At 33.3% G+C, this 24340-nt stretch carries 19 protein-coding genes and 1 pseudogene; 9 read left to right on the forward strand and 11 right to left on the reverse strand.

Annotated features, from left to right (window positions below; genetic code table 11):
- Nucleotides 1-76: 76 nt before the first annotated feature.
- Nucleotides 77-1390 carry an ArnT family glycosyltransferase gene (locus JFT89_RS18220; RefSeq protein WP_016096449.1) on the reverse strand — a complete coding sequence of 438 codons (1314 nt, stop codon included), beginning with the start codon at nt 1388-1390 and terminating at the stop codon, nt 77-79.
- 366 nt (nt 1391-1756) lie between these two features.
- On the opposite strand from JFT89_RS18220, the gene JFT89_RS18225 reads away from it, so the two are divergent.
- The 7 genes from JFT89_RS18225 to JFT89_RS18255 all read left to right on the forward strand — a co-directional run bounded on the left by JFT89_RS18225 (nt 1757) and on the right by JFT89_RS18255 (nt 10320).
- Nucleotides 1757-2269 carry an acyl-CoA thioesterase gene (locus tag JFT89_RS18225; protein ID WP_000412118.1) on the forward strand — a complete coding sequence of 171 codons (513 nt, stop codon included), beginning with the start codon at nt 1757-1759 and terminating at the stop codon, nt 2267-2269.
- A gap of 218 nt (nt 2270-2487) precedes the next feature.
- Complete coding sequence (locus JFT89_RS18230; protein WP_000021472.1) at nt 2488-3216, forward strand: glycosyltransferase family 2 protein; 729 nt, start codon at nt 2488-2490, stop codon at nt 3214-3216.
- Between the two features lie 6 nt (nt 3217-3222).
- A complete protein-coding gene (locus tag JFT89_RS18235; RefSeq protein WP_002191336.1) occupies nt 3223-3567 on the forward strand; it encodes a DUF2304 domain-containing protein in 345 nt (114 codons plus the stop codon).
- Nucleotides 3568-3798: 231 nt separating this feature from the next.
- The gene (locus JFT89_RS18240) at nt 3799-4779 is read left to right on the forward strand and encodes a glycosyltransferase family 2 protein (RefSeq protein ID WP_201040432.1); all 981 of its coding nucleotides are present in this window, start codon (nt 3799-3801) and stop codon (nt 4777-4779) included.
- Nucleotides 4780-4872: 93 nt separating this feature from the next.
- Complete coding sequence (locus JFT89_RS18245; protein ID WP_088040507.1) at nt 4873-6294, forward strand: oligosaccharide flippase family protein; 1422 nt, start codon at nt 4873-4875, stop codon at nt 6292-6294.
- Nucleotides 6295-6616: 322 nt separating this feature from the next.
- Entirely contained in the window at nt 6617-9289 is a 2673-nt protein-coding gene (locus tag JFT89_RS18250; RefSeq protein WP_201040433.1) for a YfhO family protein, read from the forward strand.
- A 92-nt stretch (nt 9290-9381) separates the two neighbouring features.
- Entirely contained in the window at nt 9382-10320 is a 939-nt protein-coding gene (locus JFT89_RS18255) for a glycosyltransferase family 2 protein (protein WP_002130144.1), read from the forward strand.
- Between the two features lie 48 nt (nt 10321-10368).
- On the opposite strand, the gene JFT89_RS18260 is transcribed toward JFT89_RS18255, so the two are convergent.
- On the reverse strand, nt 10369-11307 hold the full coding sequence (locus tag JFT89_RS18260; protein ID WP_016096445.1) for an SDR family NAD(P)-dependent oxidoreductase: 939 nt from the start codon (nt 11305-11307) through the stop codon (nt 10369-10371).
- A gap of 58 nt (nt 11308-11365) precedes the next feature.
- Nucleotides 11366-11938, reverse strand: coding sequence for a TetR/AcrR family transcriptional regulator (locus tag JFT89_RS18265; RefSeq protein ID WP_002130146.1), 573 nt, complete (start codon nt 11936-11938; stop codon nt 11366-11368).
- A gap of 169 nt (nt 11939-12107) precedes the next feature.
- Here JFT89_RS18265 and JFT89_RS18270 point away from each other — a divergent pair, with 169 nt between their 5' ends.
- A complete protein-coding gene (locus JFT89_RS18270) occupies nt 12108-13661 on the forward strand; it encodes an ABC-F family ATP-binding cassette domain-containing protein (protein WP_002130147.1) in 1554 nt (517 codons plus the stop codon).
- Between the two features lie 23 nt (nt 13662-13684).
- On the opposite strand, the gene JFT89_RS18275 is transcribed toward JFT89_RS18270, so the two are convergent.
- Nucleotides 13685-14566 carry a TetR/AcrR family transcriptional regulator gene (locus JFT89_RS18275; RefSeq protein WP_016127608.1) on the reverse strand — a complete coding sequence of 294 codons (882 nt, stop codon included), beginning with the start codon at nt 14564-14566 and terminating at the stop codon, nt 13685-13687.
- A gap of 297 nt (nt 14567-14863) precedes the next feature.
- Here JFT89_RS18275 and JFT89_RS18280 point away from each other — a divergent pair, with 297 nt between their 5' ends.
- On the forward strand, nt 14864-17980 hold the full coding sequence (locus JFT89_RS18280) for an efflux RND transporter permease subunit (protein ID WP_201040434.1): 3117 nt from the start codon (nt 14864-14866) through the stop codon (nt 17978-17980).
- A gap of 25 nt (nt 17981-18005) precedes the next feature.
- Here JFT89_RS18280 and msrB read toward each other — a convergent pair whose 3' ends face one another.
- The 7 genes and pseudogenes from msrB to lytS form a co-directional block, all read right to left on the reverse strand.
- Nucleotides 18006-18458, reverse strand: coding sequence for a peptide-methionine (R)-S-oxide reductase MsrB (gene msrB / locus JFT89_RS30815; protein ID WP_374191881.1), 453 nt, complete (start codon nt 18456-18458; stop codon nt 18006-18008).
- Nucleotides 18459-18503: 45 nt separating this feature from the next.
- Nucleotides 18504-18971, reverse strand: a pseudogene (msrA, locus tag JFT89_RS30820) (peptide-methionine (S)-S-oxide reductase MsrA); the annotation flags it as partial.
- Nucleotides 18972-19072: 101 nt separating this feature from the next.
- Nucleotides 19073-20107 carry an AI-2E family transporter gene (locus JFT89_RS18290; protein ID WP_002068682.1) on the reverse strand — a complete coding sequence of 345 codons (1035 nt, stop codon included), beginning with the start codon at nt 20105-20107 and terminating at the stop codon, nt 19073-19075.
- Between the two features lie 333 nt (nt 20108-20440).
- Nucleotides 20441-21133 carry an antiholin-like protein LrgB gene (gene lrgB / locus JFT89_RS18295; protein WP_016096441.1) on the reverse strand — a complete coding sequence of 231 codons (693 nt, stop codon included), beginning with the start codon at nt 21131-21133 and terminating at the stop codon, nt 20441-20443.
- A 34-nt stretch (nt 21134-21167) separates the two neighbouring features.
- A complete protein-coding gene (gene lrgA, locus JFT89_RS18300) occupies nt 21168-21599 on the reverse strand; it encodes an antiholin-like murein hydrolase modulator LrgA (protein ID WP_002068680.1) in 432 nt (143 codons plus the stop codon).
- 132 nt (nt 21600-21731) lie between these two features.
- Nucleotides 21732-22472 (reverse strand): LytR/AlgR family response regulator transcription factor, encoded by a 741-nt coding sequence (locus tag JFT89_RS18305; protein ID WP_016096440.1) that lies wholly within the window; start codon nt 22470-22472, stop codon nt 21732-21734.
- A complete protein-coding gene (lytS, locus tag JFT89_RS18310) occupies nt 22450-24219 on the reverse strand; it encodes a two-component system sensor histidine kinase LytS (RefSeq protein ID WP_016096439.1) in 1770 nt (589 codons plus the stop codon). Before lytS ends, JFT89_RS18305 begins: the two co-directional genes overlap by 23 nt.
- Between the last annotated feature and the right edge of the window lie 121 nt (nt 24220-24340).

Consider the following 24340-nt stretch of genomic DNA (forward strand, 5'->3'; position numbering starts at 1 on the left):
AGTGGAGATTCTTCATCTCCGCTTTGCATTCATCCTTATCATCCATCTACAAAAAAAGAATCCAAAATGGATTCTTTTATTTTCTGAAAAATATTTTTTGGCAATAAAAATAACTCATATAAACACCAAAGCTTTGTAAAATAAACAAAGCTGGCATAATAATATTATAATATGCCATATCTACTCGGAAGAGCCTTAACGACACGTATCCGGTAATTAATAATACAAACAACATATATCCTTCATTTTGCTGTTTCTTAATTAGAAAATGTAATAAAGCTATGGCCATAAATAATGTCACCACTATATATATAAGCTTTTCACACTTAAAAATAATAGAATTTATTCCCTCGTCTGAAAGCTGGTTAATAACTGGTTTTAACAGTTTAAATCTTTCTACTTCCATTTCTTTTAACTCTTGATCAATGTGCTCTTTTACACTTTTATTTTTGGATGTTTTTTCTTCATTTTGACTTTTTCCAATTAAAACAGATTGAACATAAGTCTGATTAGAAATCGTATACTGTGACATTCCCATCATCTTGATACCATAGCTCACACCAAAATGAGTACTATAAAACAGAATAAGTATTCCCATCATTTTTAATAGTAATTTTTGTTTCGCCCCTGATTGAAATAATTCAATTAACAGCACATATACAGCTATAAAAATAGGTAAAAATAATCCCATTGGGAAAATCATATTGCTAAGCGCAAATAAAATGGCTGAAATTACCCACATATAAGGATGGTCTAATCCCTTATATAAAAATATGTAACAAGCACAATAAAATAAAAATATTGCGAGTGATTCCGCCGTTAATACAGAACTCATAAATATATTTGGAATATATAAAGCATAAAACATTGATGCAATACGACCACACTCTTCTCCAAAGACCATTGACGCAATGCGATAAATGAAAAATGCAGTTCCTGTACAAAATAAAATATTAAATAATTGTAAAGCGAATACCGTATCACCAAATATACGAATGATGATCGATTCATAAATAATAAAAGGTAACTGTGCTATATTTTCTATATTATTGCCAATTGCAATCTGCTTTGCAGACTCATACATAGCTTTCATATCACCTATCATTGGAACATCTACAAATAGAACTGTGATAAGTCTTACAACTATAGATATGCTTATAAGAAAAACAAGAAATTGTTTATCTGTAAAACGATATTGCAAAATTGATGCTACTAACAAAATAAGAATAACAAAAATCACTAATACAATTGTTATACTTGTTGTACTTCCCCCAAAAAATTGCTTACTTGTTTCAAAAGCCGCCCAACAACTATAGACAAAAAATGCGAGCATCGCACCAATCATTATTTTACTGAAGAAAGACGAAAAATTTGTTCTTATATGATTCATATGTCCATTGCACCTCTATTTCCATTCATAACAAAACGATTCTATCATGAATAAGCACAAGGTTAATAGGGAATTTCTATGACAAATACATAGTCATTACTTTTTCACTTGCAATGTAAGCGAATCCTCTTTTACACTACATTTTATATATGATAAATTTTCTTTCAGTTACATGAATACAAATACAGAAATTTCAATAAAGTGAAACTTTAATCCACGGGGGTTTTGTTCATTCCCCACTGACTATTAGCCCGCAAATAGTGGGATAATCCTCTTTTGGAACACTTTACTTCATTAAATATCTAATATGGGTACTCCACTTACACATGTCACTCTGATTGAAAACAGAAAATAGGGGATGAATATATGGAAAAGAAATTCATGCGAGAATCAAAAGCAATTAAAACAACACGTGTTTTTCCTAACGATTTAAATAATCACCAAACACTTTTCGGGGGGAAATTATTAGCAGAAATTGATAGTATAGCTTCAATTGCAGCTGCGAGACACAGCCGCAAACATTGCGTAACAGCATCTATCGATTCCGTTGATTTTTTAACTCCAATTCACCAAGCAGATTCTGTTTGTTATGAAGCATTCGTATGTTATACAGGAAAATCTTCAATGGAAGTTTTCGTAAAAGTAATTGCAGAGGATCTACTAGCAGGCGAGCGTAGAATGGCCGCAACGTGTTTCATTACATTTGTCGCATTAAAAGACGGAAAACCTTCATCTGTACCACAAGTAATTCCTGAAACAGAGGAAGAACATTGGCTACATACAACTGGTTCAGAGCGTGCAGAAAATAGAAAAAAGGGACGTTTGAAAAGTAAAGAAATGGCTGAAGTGTTAACTTTAAGTAAGCCTTGGAATATGTAACATTAGGATTTTATCTTATACATGCACAGGTTTTTTCTTCCTTGCATGTATTTTTTATTATAATAAAGTGTTACGCCTTAGCATTTTTATTCGATGCCTGTTTCCTAAAATCACCCATCAGCTTTTCCTTTATTTTGTTATACTATTAATGGTATATTAAATAATGTTCGTTTAAAAATAACCATAATATGATTAAGTATATAAGGGATGGTGCGGTAATGTCTATTGAGGTACCAATTTCAATACCAAAAACGTTAATTATTATTCCAGCGTATAACGAGGAAGAAGCAATTGCAGATACATTAACAAGATTATTAGAACTAAAACAGCATTTTACAGCATTAAGCATTTGCGTTATTAATGATGGATCAAAAGATAAAACAGCTCAAATCGTAAAAGATTTCCCTGTTCATCTTGTTAATTTACCATATAATCTAGGTATCGGTTCAGCTGTACAAACTGGATATAAATACGCCTATGAGAACGGATATGATATTGCGATTCAGTTCGATGCTGATGGACAACATAATCCTGATGATTTATACAAAATCATACAGCCTATTGCCGAGGATCAATGCGACATGGTGCTTGGTTCACGCTTTACAGAAAAAACAGCATATAAAGGTAGTATTTCCCGAAGAATCGGTATTTTTTATTTTACCGCTCTACTGAAAGTACTAACAAAACAAACATTTATGGATCCAACTTCTGGGTATCGTGCTATCAATCGAGAAGTAATTAAGATTTTTGCACACAATTATCCAAAAGATTATCCAGAACCAGAAGTCCTTATTCATTTAAAAAAGAAAAAACTTCGCATTAATGAAATATCTGTAAATATGCAAGAGCGACAAGGTGGACAATCTTCCATCACTCCCCTTAAATCTGCATATTACATGGTTAAGGTGAGTCTTGCTATATTGATGCAAAAAATCGTGAAAGGTTGATAATGAATGCATATAATTACCTTTTCATTCATCTTTATTTTATTACTATTCTTCTCAATTATTAATTCCATTCGTCGTGGGACTTTAGAAACAAAATATGCTATTTTATGGATTTTCGTTTGTATTGCAATGGCTATTTTAAGTTCTACGGATAAAATTATAAATTGGATTGGAAAACTATTAAACGTAGAATATCCTCCGTCCATTTTATTCTTATTCGGACTATTATTCTGTTTTATCTTAATTTTTGACCTGACGAGAAAAATCTCCAAATTACACCATCAACTTGTAACATTAACGCAAGATTATGCATTATTAAAACAAAAATTAAAGATAACAGATAAGGAATAACTTCCTAACTAAATACTAATATACTAAAGCTCCTGAATTTTGCTTGAAAAATTCAGGAGCTTTTATCATTTCAAATTATTTCTTTCTAATTATACGAGGTACCACAATAGAAAGTTGATTTACAAAGTTTATATGCGTTAAACTTATACAGATGTTCTTGTAGTCTTCTTCCTTTCAAAAGACTTGTATATATGGTACAAAACATAAAAAATTTGAGGAGATAAAAACTCTATGATGGAACAAAAACAACTCGTTTCCGTTGTCATACCTCTGTATAATACGGAAAAATATATTGAAGAAACGATGCAATCAATACTAGATCAAACATATAAAAACATTGAAATTGTAATTGTAGATGATGGAAGCAAAGATCAATCACCTTCCATCGTAAAAAACCTTGTACAAAAGTACCCCGGACAAATAAAATACGTCCCACAAGAAAATCAAGGCGTTTCAGTTGCTCGTAATACAGGAATTGAAAATGCTAGCGGAGAATATGTTGCTTTTCTTGATAGTGATGATTTATGGCACCCAACAAAAATAGAAAAACAAATCGATAGTATGCATACAAACAACATGAACGCTTGTTATTGTGGCTATATGAACTTTTACGAAGAGACTGGTGAAAAAGTTGAGCACACGACAAACTTTATTAAAGGTGATATGACAAAAGCTTTCTTAACACATCAAGTTGTTGCTCAGACGAGCACTTGGATTTTCAAAAAATCTATCGTGATGGATCATAATATTCGTTTCACACCAGGATGTAGCTGGGGAGAAGACTTAGAATTTCTATTTAAATTAATGAGTGTAACAAATGTATGCTATGTAGATGAATATTTAACATATTATCGAATCTTATCCGAAGGAAATCTTTCTTCAAAGTATAAAGATTATGAATTAAAAACAGCAAAAGAATTAGAAGTATTTAATTGCATGAAGGATTGGGTTCATAATAAATCAAAAGACTTGATCGTGAATGATTCTACGGAACTTATTGAAATCCTTGAAACTTATCTATTCCCATATACAGTCATTAACAATGCTTGTATATACATTAAAGGAAGCTCTAAGTTAGATAAATCACAAGTTCAATTAATCAAGGGCGATATAAATAAATATTGTCGCAAAATTTATTCGAAAAATGGAAAACGAAGCAAAAAGCTATACGCAATGCTTTGGTTTGTACGAATAAAGTTTATGTTTTCTTAAATAAAGAATACGCTTTTAAACATACTTTCCGTAAACAAATCAAATTTACAAATAGGACGAAGTGCGTCCTGAAAAATAGAAAGGTCTTGTTCCATGAAAACAAATAAAATCCTTAAAAACGCCTCCTACCTATTTGTAGGAAATATTACTGTTCGATTTGTACTTGCTATTGCGACCATTTTCTTTGCAAGATATGTTTCACCAAAGGAGTATGGGATGTTTACAACTGCTTTAGCAGTTTCCGCTGTTATTTGTTATTTTACAGATGCAGGTTTGACACATACATTTATGCGTGAAGGAACGAGAAGCAACGCTAACATTAGCGTACTAATTAGTAGTTATTTACGTATTCGTTTAGTATTAGCTATCGTAATTTCTGTGCTCTTCGCTATTTTCGCTCAGTTCTTCTATCCTGATGCTTACTTACGTGCGATGGTATATTGGGTTGTACTGCCGACCATGTTTGGAGCCACTTTACAAGGTGTTGGGATGGCTTACTTCCAAGTAACAGAACGCATGCAATTTACAGCGATTATTTCTGTAATACAAGGTGTAACAGCCGCAGCTGCTCTTCTACTAGGAATGTCCTTTAAATGGTCACTTATGATGGTTGCTGCCATGTACGGGATATCCAGTCTCGTAACAGGACTCATCGCCTTTATAATGGTAATTCGCCATACAACAGTTCATAAGGGCTGGGATAAAGGTATTTTAGATCAATTGCTCATTTTCACAATCAATGGCATTATCATTATGCTCTTACCACAGTTAGGGCCCATTATATTAGAAAAAGTCTCAACGTATGAGCAAGTTGGATTCTTTGGAGCTGCTTCTAAAATACCTGCTGTCCTTTATCAAATTCCTGGTGTAATTGCAGCGGCCTTTTATCCAAAGTTATTTGCTTTTGGAAATGAAAAGAATATTGATGAACATAGAAAACTATCTCAGTTCGAATTAAAACTTATGTCTTTCTTAGGAATGGGAATCTCGATTCCATTTATCGCCGACCCAAGTTTTTGGATTGTTACTTTATTAGGTGAAAAATATGCACCAGCCGGTGATGCTCTTGCAATTTTAGCCTTTATGGTTATTTTACAATCTATCAACTATCCACTTGCTGATAATTTAACAACTATTGGTCAACAGTGGAAGCGTGCGACAACGATGGGAATTGGATTAGCTGTCGCTATCGTAAGTTACATCGTATTAGGTAGCCAATTTGGAATGATGGGAGCTGCGGGAGCTGCTATCATTACTGAGGTTACTTTATTAATCGGATTTACTTTATTCGTTCGTAAAGGATTTACATTACTATTCAAAGGGATTGTATTTAATACACTAGCATTTATAATCAGTTACGCCCTATACCGCACAGTATTAATTAACTTACCACCACTGGTAGCTCTAACACTTACTGGTATATTGTACGGTATTATTGGCCTTGCAATTGATCCACAAATACGCGGGTTGATTTTAGGATTTGTAAATAAAAAATTAGTTCGTAAAAACGCTTAAAAGCCAAAAGCTTTTCCTATTAAGAATGGAAAAGCTTTTGGCTTTTTATATACCATCATTTACAGAACATAAACTCTGAAGACTGCACTTCATTATTCTCGAATTTTCAGTGGTTAAAAATGCTATATATTCCATGTCAAATTGACTTACTTTCTGAGAATGCTTTATACTAAATTACAAGTAAACTATGAAACTCAATGCTTGTAAAATATATATGATACAACAAAAATATATATTTTTTTATGCTAAAACTAAAAAACACACCTTCATAATTGGTGTGTTTTTATATGTAACAACTTTCGAAGGAGGATTATAAATTTTTATGAGCATAAAGCCGAACAATAAGATTCTCTCAAAGAAAACTATAATGATTATTCCGATATTATTATTGTGTGCTTTTGCTTTTCATTATTTCTTTTTAACATCTAATCAAATCTTTTCTGGTACAGGTGATGCATTAAGCCAATTTGGTTTCTTTACATTTCTCCTGCAACATGCCTTTAAAGATGGTAATCTTTTTTGGTCTTTTGATTATGGATTAGGTGGAGATTTATTTGGAGAGTTTAGTTATTATTACAGTACAGCGCCGTTCTTCTGGATTACGCTGTTACTTCCTAAATTAAATATTGAACAAATCTATGATATGAAATTATACATGAGTATTTTAAAAAACTTTTTAGCTATGTTATTCATGTATGGTTCTTTACGTTATCATAATAAAACAGTCTTCTCATCTTTTATTGCTGCTATTATGTATGGTGGATGTATTACTTTTATGCGCCATTCATTACTTTGGGATTTCATGGCTGATGCCATCGTATTTTTACCATTAGTAATATGGGGACTTGATAAATATATTATAGAAAAGAAACGTGGACTTTTCTTAGTAGCTGCTACTTTAATGTTAGCATCGAACTTTTATTTTGCTTTTATCACAAGTATTTTCATTTTCATTTACTCATTTTTCCAATACTTTGCCACACAGCAAAATAAAACAATCGTCTCTTTTCTAGCCTATTATATTAAAATTGGATTATTATACGGTCTATCACTTGGCTTGGCTGCAGTTTGCTTTATTCCATCAGTCAATGCGGTATTTAGTGCGGATCGGTTAACGAAGAAATTTGATATACCTTTATTCTTTGAAGATACATTTTATAAAGATCTAATGGAAACTATCTTCTTCGTATATGATGCTGAAAATCATCAATTAGCTTTACCAGCTTTAATTTTATTCCTAATCATATTTGGAATGTTTATACGTGATAAACTTGTTAAAAATAAAGTACTCTTTACGTTTTTCATGTTCATTCTGTTTATGCTTCCGTATACATACTCTGTATTTAATGGTTTCTCAGCAATGCAATATAGATGGCTTTATTTATTTGTATTTGTAATTGCTCAAACTATAGCATACATCTTAGATTGGATGATTGTTCATAAGAAAGAACTTAAATTACCTTATATAATAAGTTCATTAGTATCAATAGGATTATTCATTTATGCATTTTATAGAAAAGTAAATATAAATGTAAGTGATAAACCTTTACAGGTGGTTGACAATATTTTAATCGGAACTATCGTTCTTTCTCTCATTACAGTATGTTTATGGCGTTATCTTTCTAAACCTTTCATACAATTTTTAGTTGTAGTGAACGTACTCGTTAGTACAATTTCCATGAATTACATGTATGCTAATAATATACTTAGTACCGTTTTCGGACAAAGCAATGCTACAAAAGAAGCTTTACATGTATCTGGCTATGATAACAAAGATGAGATTGCTGCCATTCGTTATATACAAGAATATGATAAAGACTTTTATCGTATTCTTAACCCAGGTAGCGCCCATAACACACCAATGTTACAAGGTTATCATGGTACAAGTACGTACCAAAGCTTGATTAATTATTATGTTCATGACTTTATGAAAAATAAATACAACGTATTCCAAGGGTTCGACACTCCTTCGATGTTCTTCCAAGTTGATAGTCGACTACTACTTGAAAATATGTTAGGTGTAAAATATCGCGTACTAAGCGCTGATACAGATCAAAAAAATATACCATATGGATATAAACTATTAAAACAAGTAGGACCGTATAATATTTACAAAAATGACTATGCTTTACCGTTAGGGTATGTATATGATTCTGGTATAAGTGAAGAAGAATTTTCTAAATTAAACTTCGCTCAGCGTGACCAATTATTATTACATGCTGTAGTCGTTAATAATGTAAAAGACTTTTCATTAACCCATTTTGATAAAAAGAACCTTAATTCAAAAGCGGTATCTATCAAAATGGAAAAAGTACAACTAGAAAATATGGAAAAAGAGAATAATAAACTCATTGTCCATGGCAATGGAAATATGATTGTACCTATAAATTATCCTAATACTCCTGGAGATTTAATTGTAGAATTAAAGATAAAAAATAAAGGTTCATTCCATGCAGTAGTTAACGGGAAAGATATGGGGAAAGGTGAAGACACTGGTGCATACTCATATCCTTTAGAAAGATTTGTTTATAATTTAGGTAAGGACGATCGTCCAGACCAACTAACTATTTCTATTGATGCACCAGGTGAATACGAACTTGAAGACTTACAAGCAAATATCGTAAATTACGAAGGTGTACAAAAAGAAACAAAAAAACTAACTGAAAATAGACTTCAAAATATTTATTATAAAAACAACTATTTAAAAGGTGAAATCAACTCAAAAAAAGATGGATTACTATATTTATCTGTTCCATATAGTAAAGGTTGGACTATAAAAGTTGATGGAAAAGAAACAGAATTCACGAAAGCAAATTCTGCCTTTATTGGCGTACCAATTACAAAAGGAGCACATATAATCGAAATGACTTATGTTACACCTTACTTTAAATTAGGTATGATTATATCAATTATTTCACTAATTATTTGTGTAGCCTTACTAGTTTTTACAAATCAAAAAGGACGCCGAAAATTACCTTTTAAAAAGCAGCAATGAGCACTCAATAAATCATGAAGCTATCCAAAGTGGATAGCTTCATAAAAAATATTAAATAACGTTTTAACCATTATAAACAAGGAGGGTCAAAAATGACTCTTTCAATAGTCGTACCATGCTACAATGAAGAAAAGATGCTTCGAGCCTTTTATTCAGAGACTTCTCTAGAAATTCATAAATTAACTACCGATTATGAATTTGTTTTTGTAAATGATGGTAGTAAAGATGATACATTAAATATTCTACGTGATTTGGCAAATTCAGATGCAGCTGTTCATTATATATCATTTAGTCGGAATTTCGGCAAAGAAGCCGCTATGTTAGCTGGTTTAAAATACGCTACAGGTGATGCAGTTGTTATTATGGACGCCGATTTGCAACATCCTCCTACACTAATAAAAGAAATGTTAGAAGGATATAACGAAGGTTACGACCAAGTTATTGCAAAAAGAACAAGAACAGGTGATTCACCCGTTCGCTCTTTCGTTTCTCGTCTATACTATAAAGTGATGAATAAGTTTGTAGATATTGAACTAGTAGACGGCATTGGAGATTTTAGACTTTTAAGTAGAAGAGCTGTTGATTCTCTATTATCTTTAAGCGAATACAATCGCTTCTCAAAAGGTTTATTCTCCTGGATTGGATTTAATGAACTAATTATTGGATATGAAAATGTATTACGTTCTGATGGAGAAAGTAAGTGGACTTTTTCTAAATTGTTAAATTACGGAATAGATGGTGTTATCTCATTCAATAATAAACCATTAAGACTATCTATATATCTTGGATTATTAACAACTATTTTAGGGATTTTATACGTAATTACTACATTTATTCAAATTATTGTTGGTGGTGTTGAAGTCCCAGGATACTTCACTTTAATTTCCGCTATATTATTTATTGGTGGTATTCAACTCATTTTCCTAGGTGTTATGGGTGAATACATCGGTCGCATTTATTATGAAACAAAACGTAGACCACATTTTATTGTAGCTGAAAAGAAAGTTAGTGAAGTCAAACAAAAAGCATAATAAAAAAGTTACTTCTACCTACAGAAGTAACTTTTTTTATACTAATATTTACACACCTTTATGTTGCATAGATATAATCGTTTCTTTTAGCCCATTATAATAAGAGGTTTTTGGTATATTCCCAATATACCTCTCATATTTCTCTCCGCTTAATACAACAGGATTTTCTGTCAAATATAGCATTTCCACAAATTCTTTCATCTGCTTATCAAATAGTCCGATTAAATTTATCATACCTTTTTTTACTGTCATTACTGGTTTTGTATATCCCGTTAATTCTTGTATATGTTGAATCATCTCTTCACCTGTAATGACACCATAACCCGGTATGTTCCAATTTTGTCCATAGGCCTCATCACGTAAAGCTAATTCAACCATTGCTTTTGCACCGTCTGGTGTGAAAATATATTCACGAGCAAGCTTTTTATCTCCAACAAAGCTTGATAACTTATTTGCAAGTACACCTTTTAAAGTATGATGAACAAGCGTACTTTCTGCATTTGGGCCATAAAAATCAGGAAAATGTGCAATAAACATTTGTACATTTCCCTGTTTTGCCATCATTTCTAGCTGTAACCGAATTTTCCCTTTCTTCGTATGTGGTGCCTTTTTAACTTCTTCCACTACAAGTTCTTCCCCTTGCCTCCCATACGCATAAATATTATCAACTATCCCTAACTTACTGTCGTAATACCTTGCTACTTCTAATATATTTTTTAATAATTTTGGTTGCTTCTTCTCCCAATCTGAATATGGAATGTTTACAGCATGAAATATAATATCAACGCCTTTCGCAGCTTCCATTATATCCTCCTGTATAAATACATCTCCCGCTACAACTTTCACATTTTCTTCTCCAGAAAATAATATCTCTAATTTCTCTTTATTCCTCGCAAAGGCCACTACATGAATTCCTCTGCTACATAATTCTTTTACAATTGCATACCCCATTGATCCAGATGCTCCTAGCACTAAAGCTTTTTTCATTATATATCCCCCCTAAATTAATTAACCGATGTTCAATTAATATTAAAAAGAAAATCACTTACATAAGAAGTGATTTTGAAATAAACTCCACGTGTACCTTAGCTAATCCTTTTACTTCTTCAAATGTTTGATCATTCCCACAATAGTGTGCCACAAACCCATGTAATGATAGAAAAACAGACCATATTGTCATTACATTTACCTTCTCATTACACAAAGAAGATACAACAGTAGCAAATTTTTCGTAACTAACATTTGGGCCATCTGCTAAACATTCTTTTAACTCATCATCTCTAATTAAAAACATGATTTCATAATGACTTTGATTTTGCAAACCAAATTCAATAAAACCAAATAAAACAGCTTTCAATTGTTCCTCTTGTGGTAAATTTTGATCATTAATCTCATCTAACTTTTGATTCAGCAATTGAAAATCTTGCTCTACCATCGCATAGAAAAGCTCTGCTTTATTTTTAAAATGATAATAGATGGCACCATGGCTATATCCTAGTTCTGTTGCAATTTTACGCATTGAAGTATGCTGATAACCTAATTTTATAAATAAGTCTCTTGCTACATTCATAATCATTTCTCTCGTTAATTCTTGTTTAACTGCCCTTCTTGGCGACATTTTTCATACCTCACAATTTAATTAACCACTGTTCAATTAATATTATAACCTTTTCCCCAAAAAATACAATGAGTTTCTTACAAAAAGATACATTTTGAAAGGATAGCATTATACTCAATAATTTAGTATCATGATTCAAGGTACTATTTCAAGTTGGACGGAGGATACTATGAGCTTATTAACAGTAGAAAAACTAGGCCATACATTTGGCGATCGCACATTATTTAAAGATGTATCCATGCGTTTACTAGCAGGAGAACATGTCGGATTAGTCGGTGCAAACGGTGTTGGTAAATCAACATTTATGAATATTATTACTGGTCAACTTATCCATGATGAAGGCCGTGTAGAATGGACACCTGGTACAAATTACAGTTACTTAGACCAACATACAATTTTAACACCTGGTCGCACAATTCGTGATGTATTAGCTGACGCGTTTTTACCTTTATTTGAAAAAGAAAAAGCTTTAAATGAAGTTGCAGAAAAAATGGGAACGGCAACACCGGAAGAATTAGAGGACCTTCTTGAGCAGATGGCAGAAATCCAAGATGCTCTCGAAGCAGGTGGTTTCTATTTACTAGATATGAAAATCGAAGAGGCAGCAAGAGGTCTTGGAATTGATGCAATCGGTTTAGATCGTGATGTTTCAGCACTAAGTGGTGGGCAACGTACAAAAGTATTGCTTGCAAAGCTATTACTTGAGCAGCCAGAAGTGTTATTACTCGATGAGCCTACTAACTACTTAGACGTTGAACATATTCATTGGTTAACGAATTATTTAAAAGAATATCCACATGCATTCTTATTAATTTCTCATGATACGGAATTTATGAACAAATGCGTTGATGTTATTTTCCATCTAGAATTTACAAAAATGACGCGCTATACAGCGACATACGAAAAATTCCTAGAGTTAGCCGAAATTAATAAAAATCAACATATAAATGCTTATGAAAAACAGAAAGAGTTTATTAAAAAGCAAGAAGACTTTATTGCAAAGAACAAAGCTCGTTATTCAACGACAGGTCGTGCAAAAAGTCGTCAAAAACAACTTGATCGCATGGAGCGTATTGATCGTCCTGAAACAGCAATTAAGCCAGAGTTCTCATTTAAAGAGTGTCGTGCAAGTAGCCGTTTCGTCTTTGAAGGTGAAGATGTAGAAATCGGATATACACATCCGTTATTACCAAAACTAACAATGACAATTGAACGCGGTGAAAAAATTGCCATCGTTGGTTGTAATGGTGTTGGTAAATCAACATTACTAAAAACGATTTTAGGAAAAATTAAACCTTTAAGCGGTAAAACAAGTCTTGGTGACTTCTTAGAGCCTGCATACTTCGAGCAAGAAGTAAAAGCTGATAATATAACACCAATTGATGACGTTTGGAACACATTCCCTAGCATGGACCAACATCAAGTTCGTGCAATGTTAGCGAAATGCGGATTGAAAAATGAGCATATCTCTCGCCCGCTAAATCAATTAAGTGGTGGCGAACAAGCAAAAGTTCGTTTATGTAAGTTAATGGGTGAAGAAAGTAACTGGATCCTATTTGATGAGCCAACAAACCATCTTGATGTTACAGCAAAGGAAGAACTTCAAAAAGCTCTGAAGGCATATAAAGGGACAATCCTTCTTGTATGTCACGAACCAGAATTTTATGAAGGCTGGATTACAAAAACTTGGAATGTTGAAGAATGGTCACAAAATAATTCTTAATTATAATAGAAAATCCTTGCGTTCTATATGCAAGGATTTTTTATATTATAGTATGCCGTAAGCCTCAATCGAAACTCATTTAAACTAGGATATACCGCTAAATTAGCAAGCATACCTCTAATGACTGGAATTCTTGGATTTTGCAATCTCATTTCTGCTTCTAAAACATCTAAAGTTACAAGTAACTCATCATTTTCTAATTGATCAGCTAATGTTCGTTTAAATACAATAATTTCACTTAGAAAATGTTCTTTCACCTGTTCCTTAATAAGCTCGGAACTACAAAGAAATTCTCCTAGTCTCTCTTCATGTAGGACAGGTTCCTCCGAAGATTCTAGAAGCCCCTCTACTAAATTATCTATCCTCTGTAAAATAAAGGTCGAAACATAGGATAAATCAATTTCCGGTGCATTTAAAATAATTAATTGTAAATAACCGTGACATATTCCTTCTACCATAATTACTAAATCTAATAAATATGGACTGACTTTGTCACCATAAATGGACAGTAAGCTATTCCGATAAAATGCATGAGACTCTAATTTCATCCTCATCATAAACTCTTCTACTTCTTTATTAAACGGAATTGCATTTTCTCTTGCATGCATAATAATAAATTCTTTATGTTTTTGCACATCAGTAAACTGACAATATAATTGTTTTTCAAATTTTTCACGTGGTAATAAAGATTCTTTTTCAATATCCAGCATTTTCTTCTGAATCTTGTCATAATAATATCGAAGTGTGGCCAATAATAACTCATCTTTTGATTTGAAATATAAATAAAAAGCTCCTTTTGATATACCACATGCGGTTACGATTTCTTGTACTGACGTTGCATTTACACCCTTAGTTGCAAATAACCTCATAGCCATCTCTATAATTAAGCGCTCTTTTTCTTTCATATTCTCTCTCCTAAATTTAATCTCGCATCTTATGTAAATTCAAACTTGATTTTATTCCACATTAACTGAAAATAAAACTCCCCATCTAAAATTTAATGGAGTAAATGGTTTATATAGAAGCCTTTCCATCTATAAAATCCGGTTAGTAAAAGCCAATGATCAGAAAAAGAATAGGAAACCGACTACTTACAGTTTGATTTTATTACCATCTCTTTTCATTGACGACTGACCAATGGGTCAGTTATATTATGTATTAGACTGACCGATTGGTCAATACAATAAAAAGGGAGCGCAAACATGAACAAAATCATCAATTTCACGTTAAAAAATAAGTTCGCAGTTTGGCTACTAACCATTATTGTTACTATTGCGGGTATTTATTCTGGACTCAATATGAAGCTGGAGACAATTCCTGATATTACAACACCGATTGTAACAGTAACCACGGTTTATCCTGGTGCTACACCAGAAGAAGTAGCTGATAAAATTTCAAAACCAATGGAAGAACAACTCCAAAATTTAAGCGGTGTAAACGTTGTTAGTTCATCATCTTATCAAAACGCATCTTCTATTCAGGTAGAATATAATTTTGATAAAAATATGGAAAAAGCCGAAACGGAAATTAAAGAATCGCTCGCAAACGTGAAACTGCCAGAAGGTGTGAAAGACCCGAAAGTCTCACGAGTAAACTTTAATGCCTTTCCTGTTATTTCATTAAGCGTAGCGAGTAAAAATGAATCTTTAGCTGCCTTAACAGAAAATGTAGAAAAAAATGTTGTTCCTGGATTAAAAGGACTTGATGGTGTCGCATCTGTTCAAATCGCAGGTCAACAAGTAGACGAAGTACAGCTTGTCTTCAAAAAAGATAAGATGAAAGAATTAGGTTTAAGTGAAGATACTGTGAAAAATATGATTAAAGGTTCGGACGTATCGTTACCACTTGGCTTATATACATTTAAAGATACGGAAAAATCAGTTGTTGTCGATGGTAACATTACAACAATTAAAGCATTAAAAGAATTAAAAATTCCAGCTATCCCTTCATCACCAAATGGGCAAGGTAGCCAAAACGCTGGTGCTGGAACACAAGCACCACAGATGAATCCGGCCGCTATGAATGGCATACCAACGGTTACATTAGAAGAAATTGCTGATATTAAAGAAGTTGGAAAAGCAGAATCCATTTCTCGAACGAATGGAAAAGAAGCAATCGGTATTCAAATTGTGAAGGCTGCTGATGCGAATACGGTTGATGTTGTAAATGCAGTTAAAGATAAAGTAAAAGACCTTGAGAAAAAATATAAAGACTTAGAGATTATTTCAACATTCGATCAAGGTGCGCCTATTGAAAAATCAGTCGAAACAATGCTTAGCAAAGCTATTTTCGGTGCTATCTTTGCGATTGTTATTATTATGTTGTTCCTGCGAAACATTCGAACAACACTAATCTCTGTCGTTTCTATACCACTTTCTTTATTAATTGCAGTTTTAGTAATAAAACAAATGGATATTACCCTTAACATTATGACACTTGGAGCAATGACAGTTGCTATTGGACGCGTTGTTGATGACTCAATTGTTGTTATTGAAAATATTTACCGACGTATGTCTTTATCAGAAGAGAAATTACGTGGGAAAGATTTAATTCGTGAAGCTACGAAGGAAATGTTTATCCCGATTATGTCTTCTACAATTGTAACAATCGCTGTATTCTTACCTCTTGGTCTTGTAAAGGGTATGATTGGTGAAATGTTCTTACCATTTGCTTTAACAATTGTTTTTGCCCTACTTGCTTCCTTACTTGTGGCAGTTACAATTGTGCCGATGCTAGCACATTCCTTATTTAAGAAGGAAAGCATGAGAGAAAAAGAAGTACATCATGAGGAAAAACCAAGCAAATTAGCAAACGGCTATAAACGTATACTTGAATGGGCGTTAAACCATAAAATTATTACATCAAGTATCACAGTCCTCCTATTAGTAGGCAGTCTTGCACTTGTACCAATCATCGGTGTCAGCTTCTTACCATCTGAAGAAGAAAAAATGATTATCGCAACGTACAAACCTGAGCCAGGTCAAACGTTAGACGACGTTGAAAAAATTGCAACGAAAGCTGAAAAGCATTTCCAAGATAAAAAAGACGTCAAAACGATTCAATTCTCATTAGGCGGCGAAAACCCAATGAGCCCTGGTCAAACAAATCAAGCGATGTTCTTCGTTCAATATGATAACGATACGAAAAACTTTGAAAAAGAGAAAGAACAAGTCGTTAAAGATTTACAAAAGATGTCTGGAAAAGGTGAATGGAAAAACCAAGATTTCGGAGCAGGTGGCGGTAGTAACGAGATTAAGCTATACGTTTATGGGGATAGCTCTGAAGAAATTAAGCCTGTCGTGAAAGACATTCAAAATATCATGAAGAAAAATAAAGATTTAAAAGACATAGACTCTAGTGTTGCAAAAACATATGCAGAATATACTTTAGTCGCTGATCAAGAAAAGTTAAGTAAAATGGGGCTAACTGCTGCTCAAATTGGAATGGGACTTTCTAATCAACATGACCGCCCTGTTCTTACAACAATTAAAAAAGATAACAAAGATATAAATGTATATGTAGAAACTGAAAAACAAAACTATGAAACGATCGATGACTTAACAAATCGTAAAATTACAACACCACTTGGTAATGAAGTTGCTGTTAAAGATGTTATGACTGTAAAAGAAGGTGAAACTTCTAACACAGTAACACATCGTGATGGCCGTGTTTATGCGGAAGTTAGTGCAAAACTAACATCTGATGACGTTTCAAAAGCATCTGCTGCTGTTCAAAAAGAAGTAGATAAAATGGATCTTCCTTCTGGTATAGATGTTTCTATGGGTGGTGTTACACAAGATATTCAAGAATCATTCAAACAACTTGGCTTAGCGATGTTAGCTGCGATTGCCATTGTATACTTCGTTCTTGTTGTTACATTTGGCGGTGCCCTTGCACCATTCGCAATTTTATTCTCGCTACCATTCACAATCATTGGTGCACTCGTTGCCTTATTAATTTCTGGCGAAACGTTAAGCGTATCTGCGATGATTGGGGCTCTTATGCTAATTGGTATCGTTGTAACGAACGCAATCGTGCTCATTGACCGTGTTATTCATAAAGAAAATGACGGCCTATCAACACGTGAAGCATTATTAGAAGCTGGTACAACACGCCTGCGTCCTATCTTAATGACTGCAATTGCAACAATCGGGGCTCTTATCCCGCTTGCATTAGGATTTGAAGGTAGCGGCTTAATTTCTAAAGGACTTGGCGTAACAGTAATTGGTGGATTAACAAGTTCAACGTTATTAACACTTCTTATTGTTCCAATCGTTTATGAAGCATTAAGCAAATTTAAAAAGAAAAAAGTAAAATAAAAAAATAACCTCGCTGACTGCGAGGTTATTTTTTATTCCCAAACAAGATTAGGAAATCACCATATCCTTCTTTTTCTAAATCTTCTTTTTGAATAAAGCGTAGCGCTGCCGAATTAATACAATAACGAAGGCCATTTTGTCCTGGGCCGTCTGGAAATACATGCCCAAGATGTGAATCTCCTTCTTTACTTCTCACTTCCGTACGTGTCATATTATGGCTAACATCCATTTTTTCTTTCACACTAGCTGACATAACTGGTTTCGTAAAACTCGGCCATCCACAGCCGCTATCGAACTTATCGAAAGAAGTAAATAATGGTTCACCCGAAACAATATCTACATAAAGCCCTTCTTCTTTATGATTCCAATACTCATTTTGAAAAGGCGGTTCTGTCCCATTTTCCTGTGTTACATAAAACTGCATCTCGTTTAATCTTTCTTTTAAATGAGAATTATTCTTTGGCCAATGTTGTTTAATAAAAGCATCTCGACCTGAGCCTTTACGATATAACTCATAGCGAAATGTATTCTTCTTATAATATCCTTGGTGATATTCTTCAGCTGGATAAAACGTAACAGCTGGCAATATTTTTGTCGCAATTGGCTTCGAAAAATGCCCACTTTTCTCGAGCTCTTCTTTTGAAGCCTCTGCCTTTTTATGTTGTTCTTCATTATGATAAAAAATCACCGTTTCATAAGACTGCCCGCGGTCGTGGAATTGTCCCCCTATATCAGTCGGGTCAATTTGTCTCCAATATATATTTAACAACTCTTCATACGGCATTTTATTTGCATCAAATGTAATTTGTACTGCTTCATAATGCCCAGTTGTTTCCGAGCACACTTCTTTATACGTTGGATCCTCTTTATGGCCACCTGTATAGCCTGAAACAACCTGTATAATCCCTTCCATCTCTTCAAATGGCGAAACCATACACCAGAAACACCCTCCGGCAAACGTAGCTAACTCTATCTTTTCATTTACAGCCATTATTTCACCCCTATTCTATCTTCTCCTTACAGTATGGCATAAGGAACGTCATGTTATAAAAGAAAAAGCATCGAACATCGATGCTTTTTCTTTACTTCACTTTATTTTTTTTCAACGTCCTTCTCCATTTCATCACTTGTCACATCTAAGACATCTAATAAGAAAATGAAGATTGGAATACCGATAATAAGTCCCCACACACCTAAGAAATGCTCAGAGAAAATTAATACCATAAATGTGTAGAAGATTGGTAAGTTTGTTTTTTGTGACATAAACTTCGGATTTAATACATAGCTCTCAAGTGCATGAATTACTGTTACGATAACTACAATATAAACAACATACATAATACCGCCAATATTGTAAGCAATCATACAAAGTGGGAATAACGAGATAATGACACCCGCCACTGGAATTAAACCAAGCAAGAAAATCATTAACGCTAAACCTAGTAATTGCGGGAATCCTAATATCCATAATGCAATAACAGATAAAACACAGTTAACAATTGCAATTAAAAATTGTGCTTCGATTACTTTTCCAAATGAACGTGCAAATTTCTTTCCGAAATACTCTATTTCGTTATAGAAAATTGCAAGTCGGCTTTCTTTAAATTTCGAAGTAAAAGCAACGATACGTGCTTTTTCAAGTAAGAAAAATAAGCTTAAAATTACAGAAAGTAAAACTTGAAGGCCAAATTTCCCAACATTCGTAATAGATTTATACAAAATGTCTACGCCTTGCCCCACATATTTAGAAAGCTCCATATGATTAACAGCATTAACTGCATACTTAATTAATTCACTATCAGGTGGATTTCTTAAAAATACATTAAATTGATAAATCAATTGTGAAATTTGTATTGTTAATACCGGTAAATATTTAAATAGCGTAATGGCAATTCCTGCCACCAACATTACATATAAAAGCGCTATAATAATTTTTCGATTAATTGGCATGAAATGATCTAATTTACGAGAAATAAACTTTTGGAATCGATCCATTAAATACGTCAACATAAACGTAATTAAAATTAAATTTAACATACTTTGCATCCCATACAATATGAGAGCAAGTAATACTAATACGATTAACCTCTGAAATCCTTTGCTTTGAAACAGGTTTTTTATTTGCATAATCGACGAGTACTCTCTCCTGTCCTATAAAGTAAAACGTTAACAAGTAGATCTCTCTCTATTCTCTACTTATAATTATCCTTTAATATTAAAGCCATTGCGAGCAATTTATATTCAACCCTAACCACCCGTTAATTGTGCTATATATTATGTTACTTCTTATTTTACAATACAATGACCTATTTCAGAACGCATTATACGTAGTATTAATGAAGATTTAAGGAAACTTTTATCCTTCAATAGGTCTTACCACTACTGTAACATAAAAAGCAAGCTATCAGTAGAAATCCGTCCTACAAATAACTTGCTTTTATATTTTTTTAGTAAGTTTTATCATCCAATAAACGGCATGAACATTGGAATAACCACCACTGTTACGACACCAACCACTGTCACAGCGATACTGGCCATAGCTGCTTCTACTTCACCCATTTCGATACCTACTGCAACCCCTAACGCATGTCCTGCTGTTCCAAGCGCTAAACCTTTAGCAATCGGGTGTTTCACTCTAAATGTTTTTAAGAATAACGCACCTAATGCGTATACGATAACAGCATTAAAAATAACTGCAAATGATGTAATTGCTGGAATACCACCGATACTTTCAGATATTGGTAATGCAATTGCTGTTGTTGCTGCCTGCGGTAACATTGAGTTCATTACAGCTATATCTAGACCAATTGCTTTTGCGACAATGAACACAACAACCACTGAACAAATAGATCCAACCACAATAGCCGATAAAATTTGCCACCAATATTTTTTTAACTTATCAACTTGTTTATATAATGGAATTGCAAACGCGATTGTTGCTGGTTCTAAGAAGAAGCTAATCATTTTTCCGCCAGTATTATATTCTTCAAAAGTAAAGTTACCTACTTTTAGAAAGACAATCCCTAATACCATCGCTACGAATAATGGTGTGAATAAGAAGAATCCTTTTGAATGCTTAAATAATAATGTTCCGATTCCGTATGCGATTAATGAAACGACGATTCCGAAATATGGAGTCATTGTGCTTGCCATGTTCATTCCCTCCTAACAATATATACTAAATTGGTTACGCAACTTTTCCGTGCTTGCGTCCTTTATTTACTACTTTCAATTCTTTCGTATCTTCTATTTCTTTATCGTCTTTTCCTAAAATAAATTGTGCAAATAATCCTGTTACAGCGAGTAAAATAATTGTTGCGACAACAATTACAGTTAAAATTTGTACAAAATATTGTCCCATTACACCGAGAGAATTAATAACCGAAATACCTGATGGAACGAAAAGGAATCCGATAATACCTGTTAAAGCCGTTCCGAATGATTCAACTTGTTCCAATTTAATAACTTTTAAACATAATAGGCTAAATAAAATAACTAATCCGATCACCGATGAAGGCATCGGAATTGGTAAATGCGTTGCAATAATATTAGAAACTAACATAATAGCTGAAAATATGAATGCTTGTGATAAGAAACTATATACTTTTTTCGTACTCATTTTGGCCACCTCTTTCGATTTGGTACCTTTATTTTATAGGATATAAACACCTAAGTAAGCGTTTACATAACGGGATGTCAAATATAAACAGCCAATTACAAAAATCATACGGTGAAATACAAAAACTGCTTCTTAAATACGAAGCAGCTTTTTAAGTTCTTTTGCATATGTACGGCTAACCGGGACTTTGGATCCCTCTTTCATAATTAAGTTATAAGTCGAATTAAACCACGGCTGTATCTCAGAAATATGATTAATATTAGCAACGAAACTACGATGCACACGCATAAAAATTGTTTGTGGTAATTTCTTTTCCAAAATGACAAGCGTATCATGTGTTACATATGTTTCTTTCATTGTTTTTACAGTTACTTTCCCATCTACAAGCCCTACATAAATAATATCTTCAATGTTAACAAGTACAATTGATTCCTCAATTGGTAATGCTAATTTATGCATCTCGGCCGTTACATCTACACTCTTTACATCTTGCTTTGTTTCTAATTTTATTTGTTTTTGCTTTTTATATTTCTTTAATGTCTGTACGATACGTTCTTCATCAAATGGCTTTAAAATGTAGTCTAACGCATCTACTTCAAATGCTTGCAACGCATATTGATCATAGGCAGTAGCAAATACAATTGCAGGTGGATTTTTCATCTTCTTTAATATATTTGCGATTTCAAATCCATTATCATCAGATAATTGAATATCTAGAAAAATAATATCTGGTTTGTTTTTCATTAATTCTTCTAATGCATCCTCTACACAATCCGCCTCACCAATTATCTCTACTTCTTTTGTTTTCTCTAATAAATATTTCAATTCATCCCGTGCTAACATTTCATCATCAACTACTAATACTTTTAACACTCCGTTTTTCCTCCTCTACTTTTTTCGGAATCACAAAGAGGATCTTTGTCCCTTGCTCTAATTCACTTTCAATTTGAAGCATTGTCTCTTTCCCAAATAACCCGATAAGTCGTTCATTAATATTATATAAGGCTGTTCCCGTCCCTTTCTTTGATGGAACTACCATTTTTCCTAATTGCTCTAGACGTTCACTCTCAATCCCTTGTCCATTATCCTTTACTTCAAAGTGAACCATCCCTTCTTTTTCAAACACATGTACCTCGACTTGGCACACTGGCTGCTTTTTCGGAAAAGCATGGCGCAATGCATTTTCAACTAATAGCTGAAGCACAAATGGTGGAACTAAAGTCACCTTTATTGCCTCTTCAATGTACATCTTCACTTCATACTTATTCGGAAACCTCGCTTGCTCTAACGATAAATATGCATGTACATGATTCAACTCTTGTTCTAATGGAATAAGTAATTGTCGTGCCCCTTGCAAATTACAACGAAAATAAACGCTAAGCTGCAATAATAATTTTCTCGCTTTCTCTACATCTGTTCGGCATAAAGCTGATACTGTATTAATTGCATTAAATAAAAAATGCGGATTGATTTGTGCTTGCAACGCTTTTATTTCGGCATCTTGCAATAACTTACTTTGTAACTCAGCTTCACCTAACTCAAGCTGTGTGGAGAATATTTTCGCTAGCCCTTCCGCTAACTCTTCTTCAACACGACTTAATTGATTAGGGTTTTTAAAATAAAGTTTTAATGTTCCTATCGTATTTCCATGTGAAGTTAATGGAATAACAACTGCCGCTTGTAATGGACACCCTTCATGTTGACAATTAATAATCTCACGTGATTTTGCCTTCATTATTTTCCCTGTTTTTAATACTTCTTTTGATAAACCTGTTATTAAACTGTGTGAAGGAATATGATGATCTGATGCTAATCCAACGTGAGCTAAGATTTCCTCTGTATCTGTTAAGGATACCGCATCCGTTCCCGTAAAGCGGTGAATAATTTGTGCCACATGTTTACAAGACTCTTCTGTTAACCCTTGGCGGAAATATGGTAACGTCTTATCAGCAATTCGTAATACTTTATGCGTTTGCAAAGCTTTTGCGTTTTCTTCTTGTCGTAAAATAGCTAGTATCATCGAAAGTAAAATGAAACTGCCAAAACTATTTACAAGAATCATCGGTAGCGCAATTGTTTTCACAACACTAAGTCCATCTTCTATAATTAATAGAATCATAAGCATTTCTAAAGTAACGATAAAAACACTTAAAATCGCAGAAAATTTAGGAGTAATAGTACGGTTATATTTTTTGAAAATGTATCCAATATAACCTGTTATAATCCCAGCCAAAATTGATGAAATTGCACAACTTACTGCCGTCGTCCCGCCAAGCATATAACGATGAATACCCGCAATAGAACCTACTCCAATTCCGACGATAGGACCGCCAAGCAATCCACTAATTCCAACACCCATGATTCGTGTATTCGCAATTGTGCTGGATGATGAAACACCTTGTAACCAATTTTCATTCATAATAGTATTTCCTGCTATTTCAATCCCTGTGTAATTGCTTACAATTGTAAAGACTGAAAAAATACAAATAAGCTTAAACTTATCTACATATCCGTCTTGCTTATGAAGAAGACGCCGGAACGTTTTAATATGAGAGAGTAAAAATCCTAAAATAACAATAAGTCCGACGCGTTCAATCATCATAAGTACTAAATTTAGCATCTGTGATTCATTCCTTTTTATATTAGTTAGTTTTATTATGGGAAAATAATGAAGCGTGCGTCAAGGAGAATGAAATGTTTTTTGAAATATTTTACACATAACTATCCCCTCTTTATTTGAC

The organism is Bacillus sp. TH25 (genome assembly GCF_016650935.1).
Lineage (GTDB): Bacteria > Bacillota > Bacilli > Bacillales > Bacillaceae_G > Bacillus_A > Bacillus_A mycoides.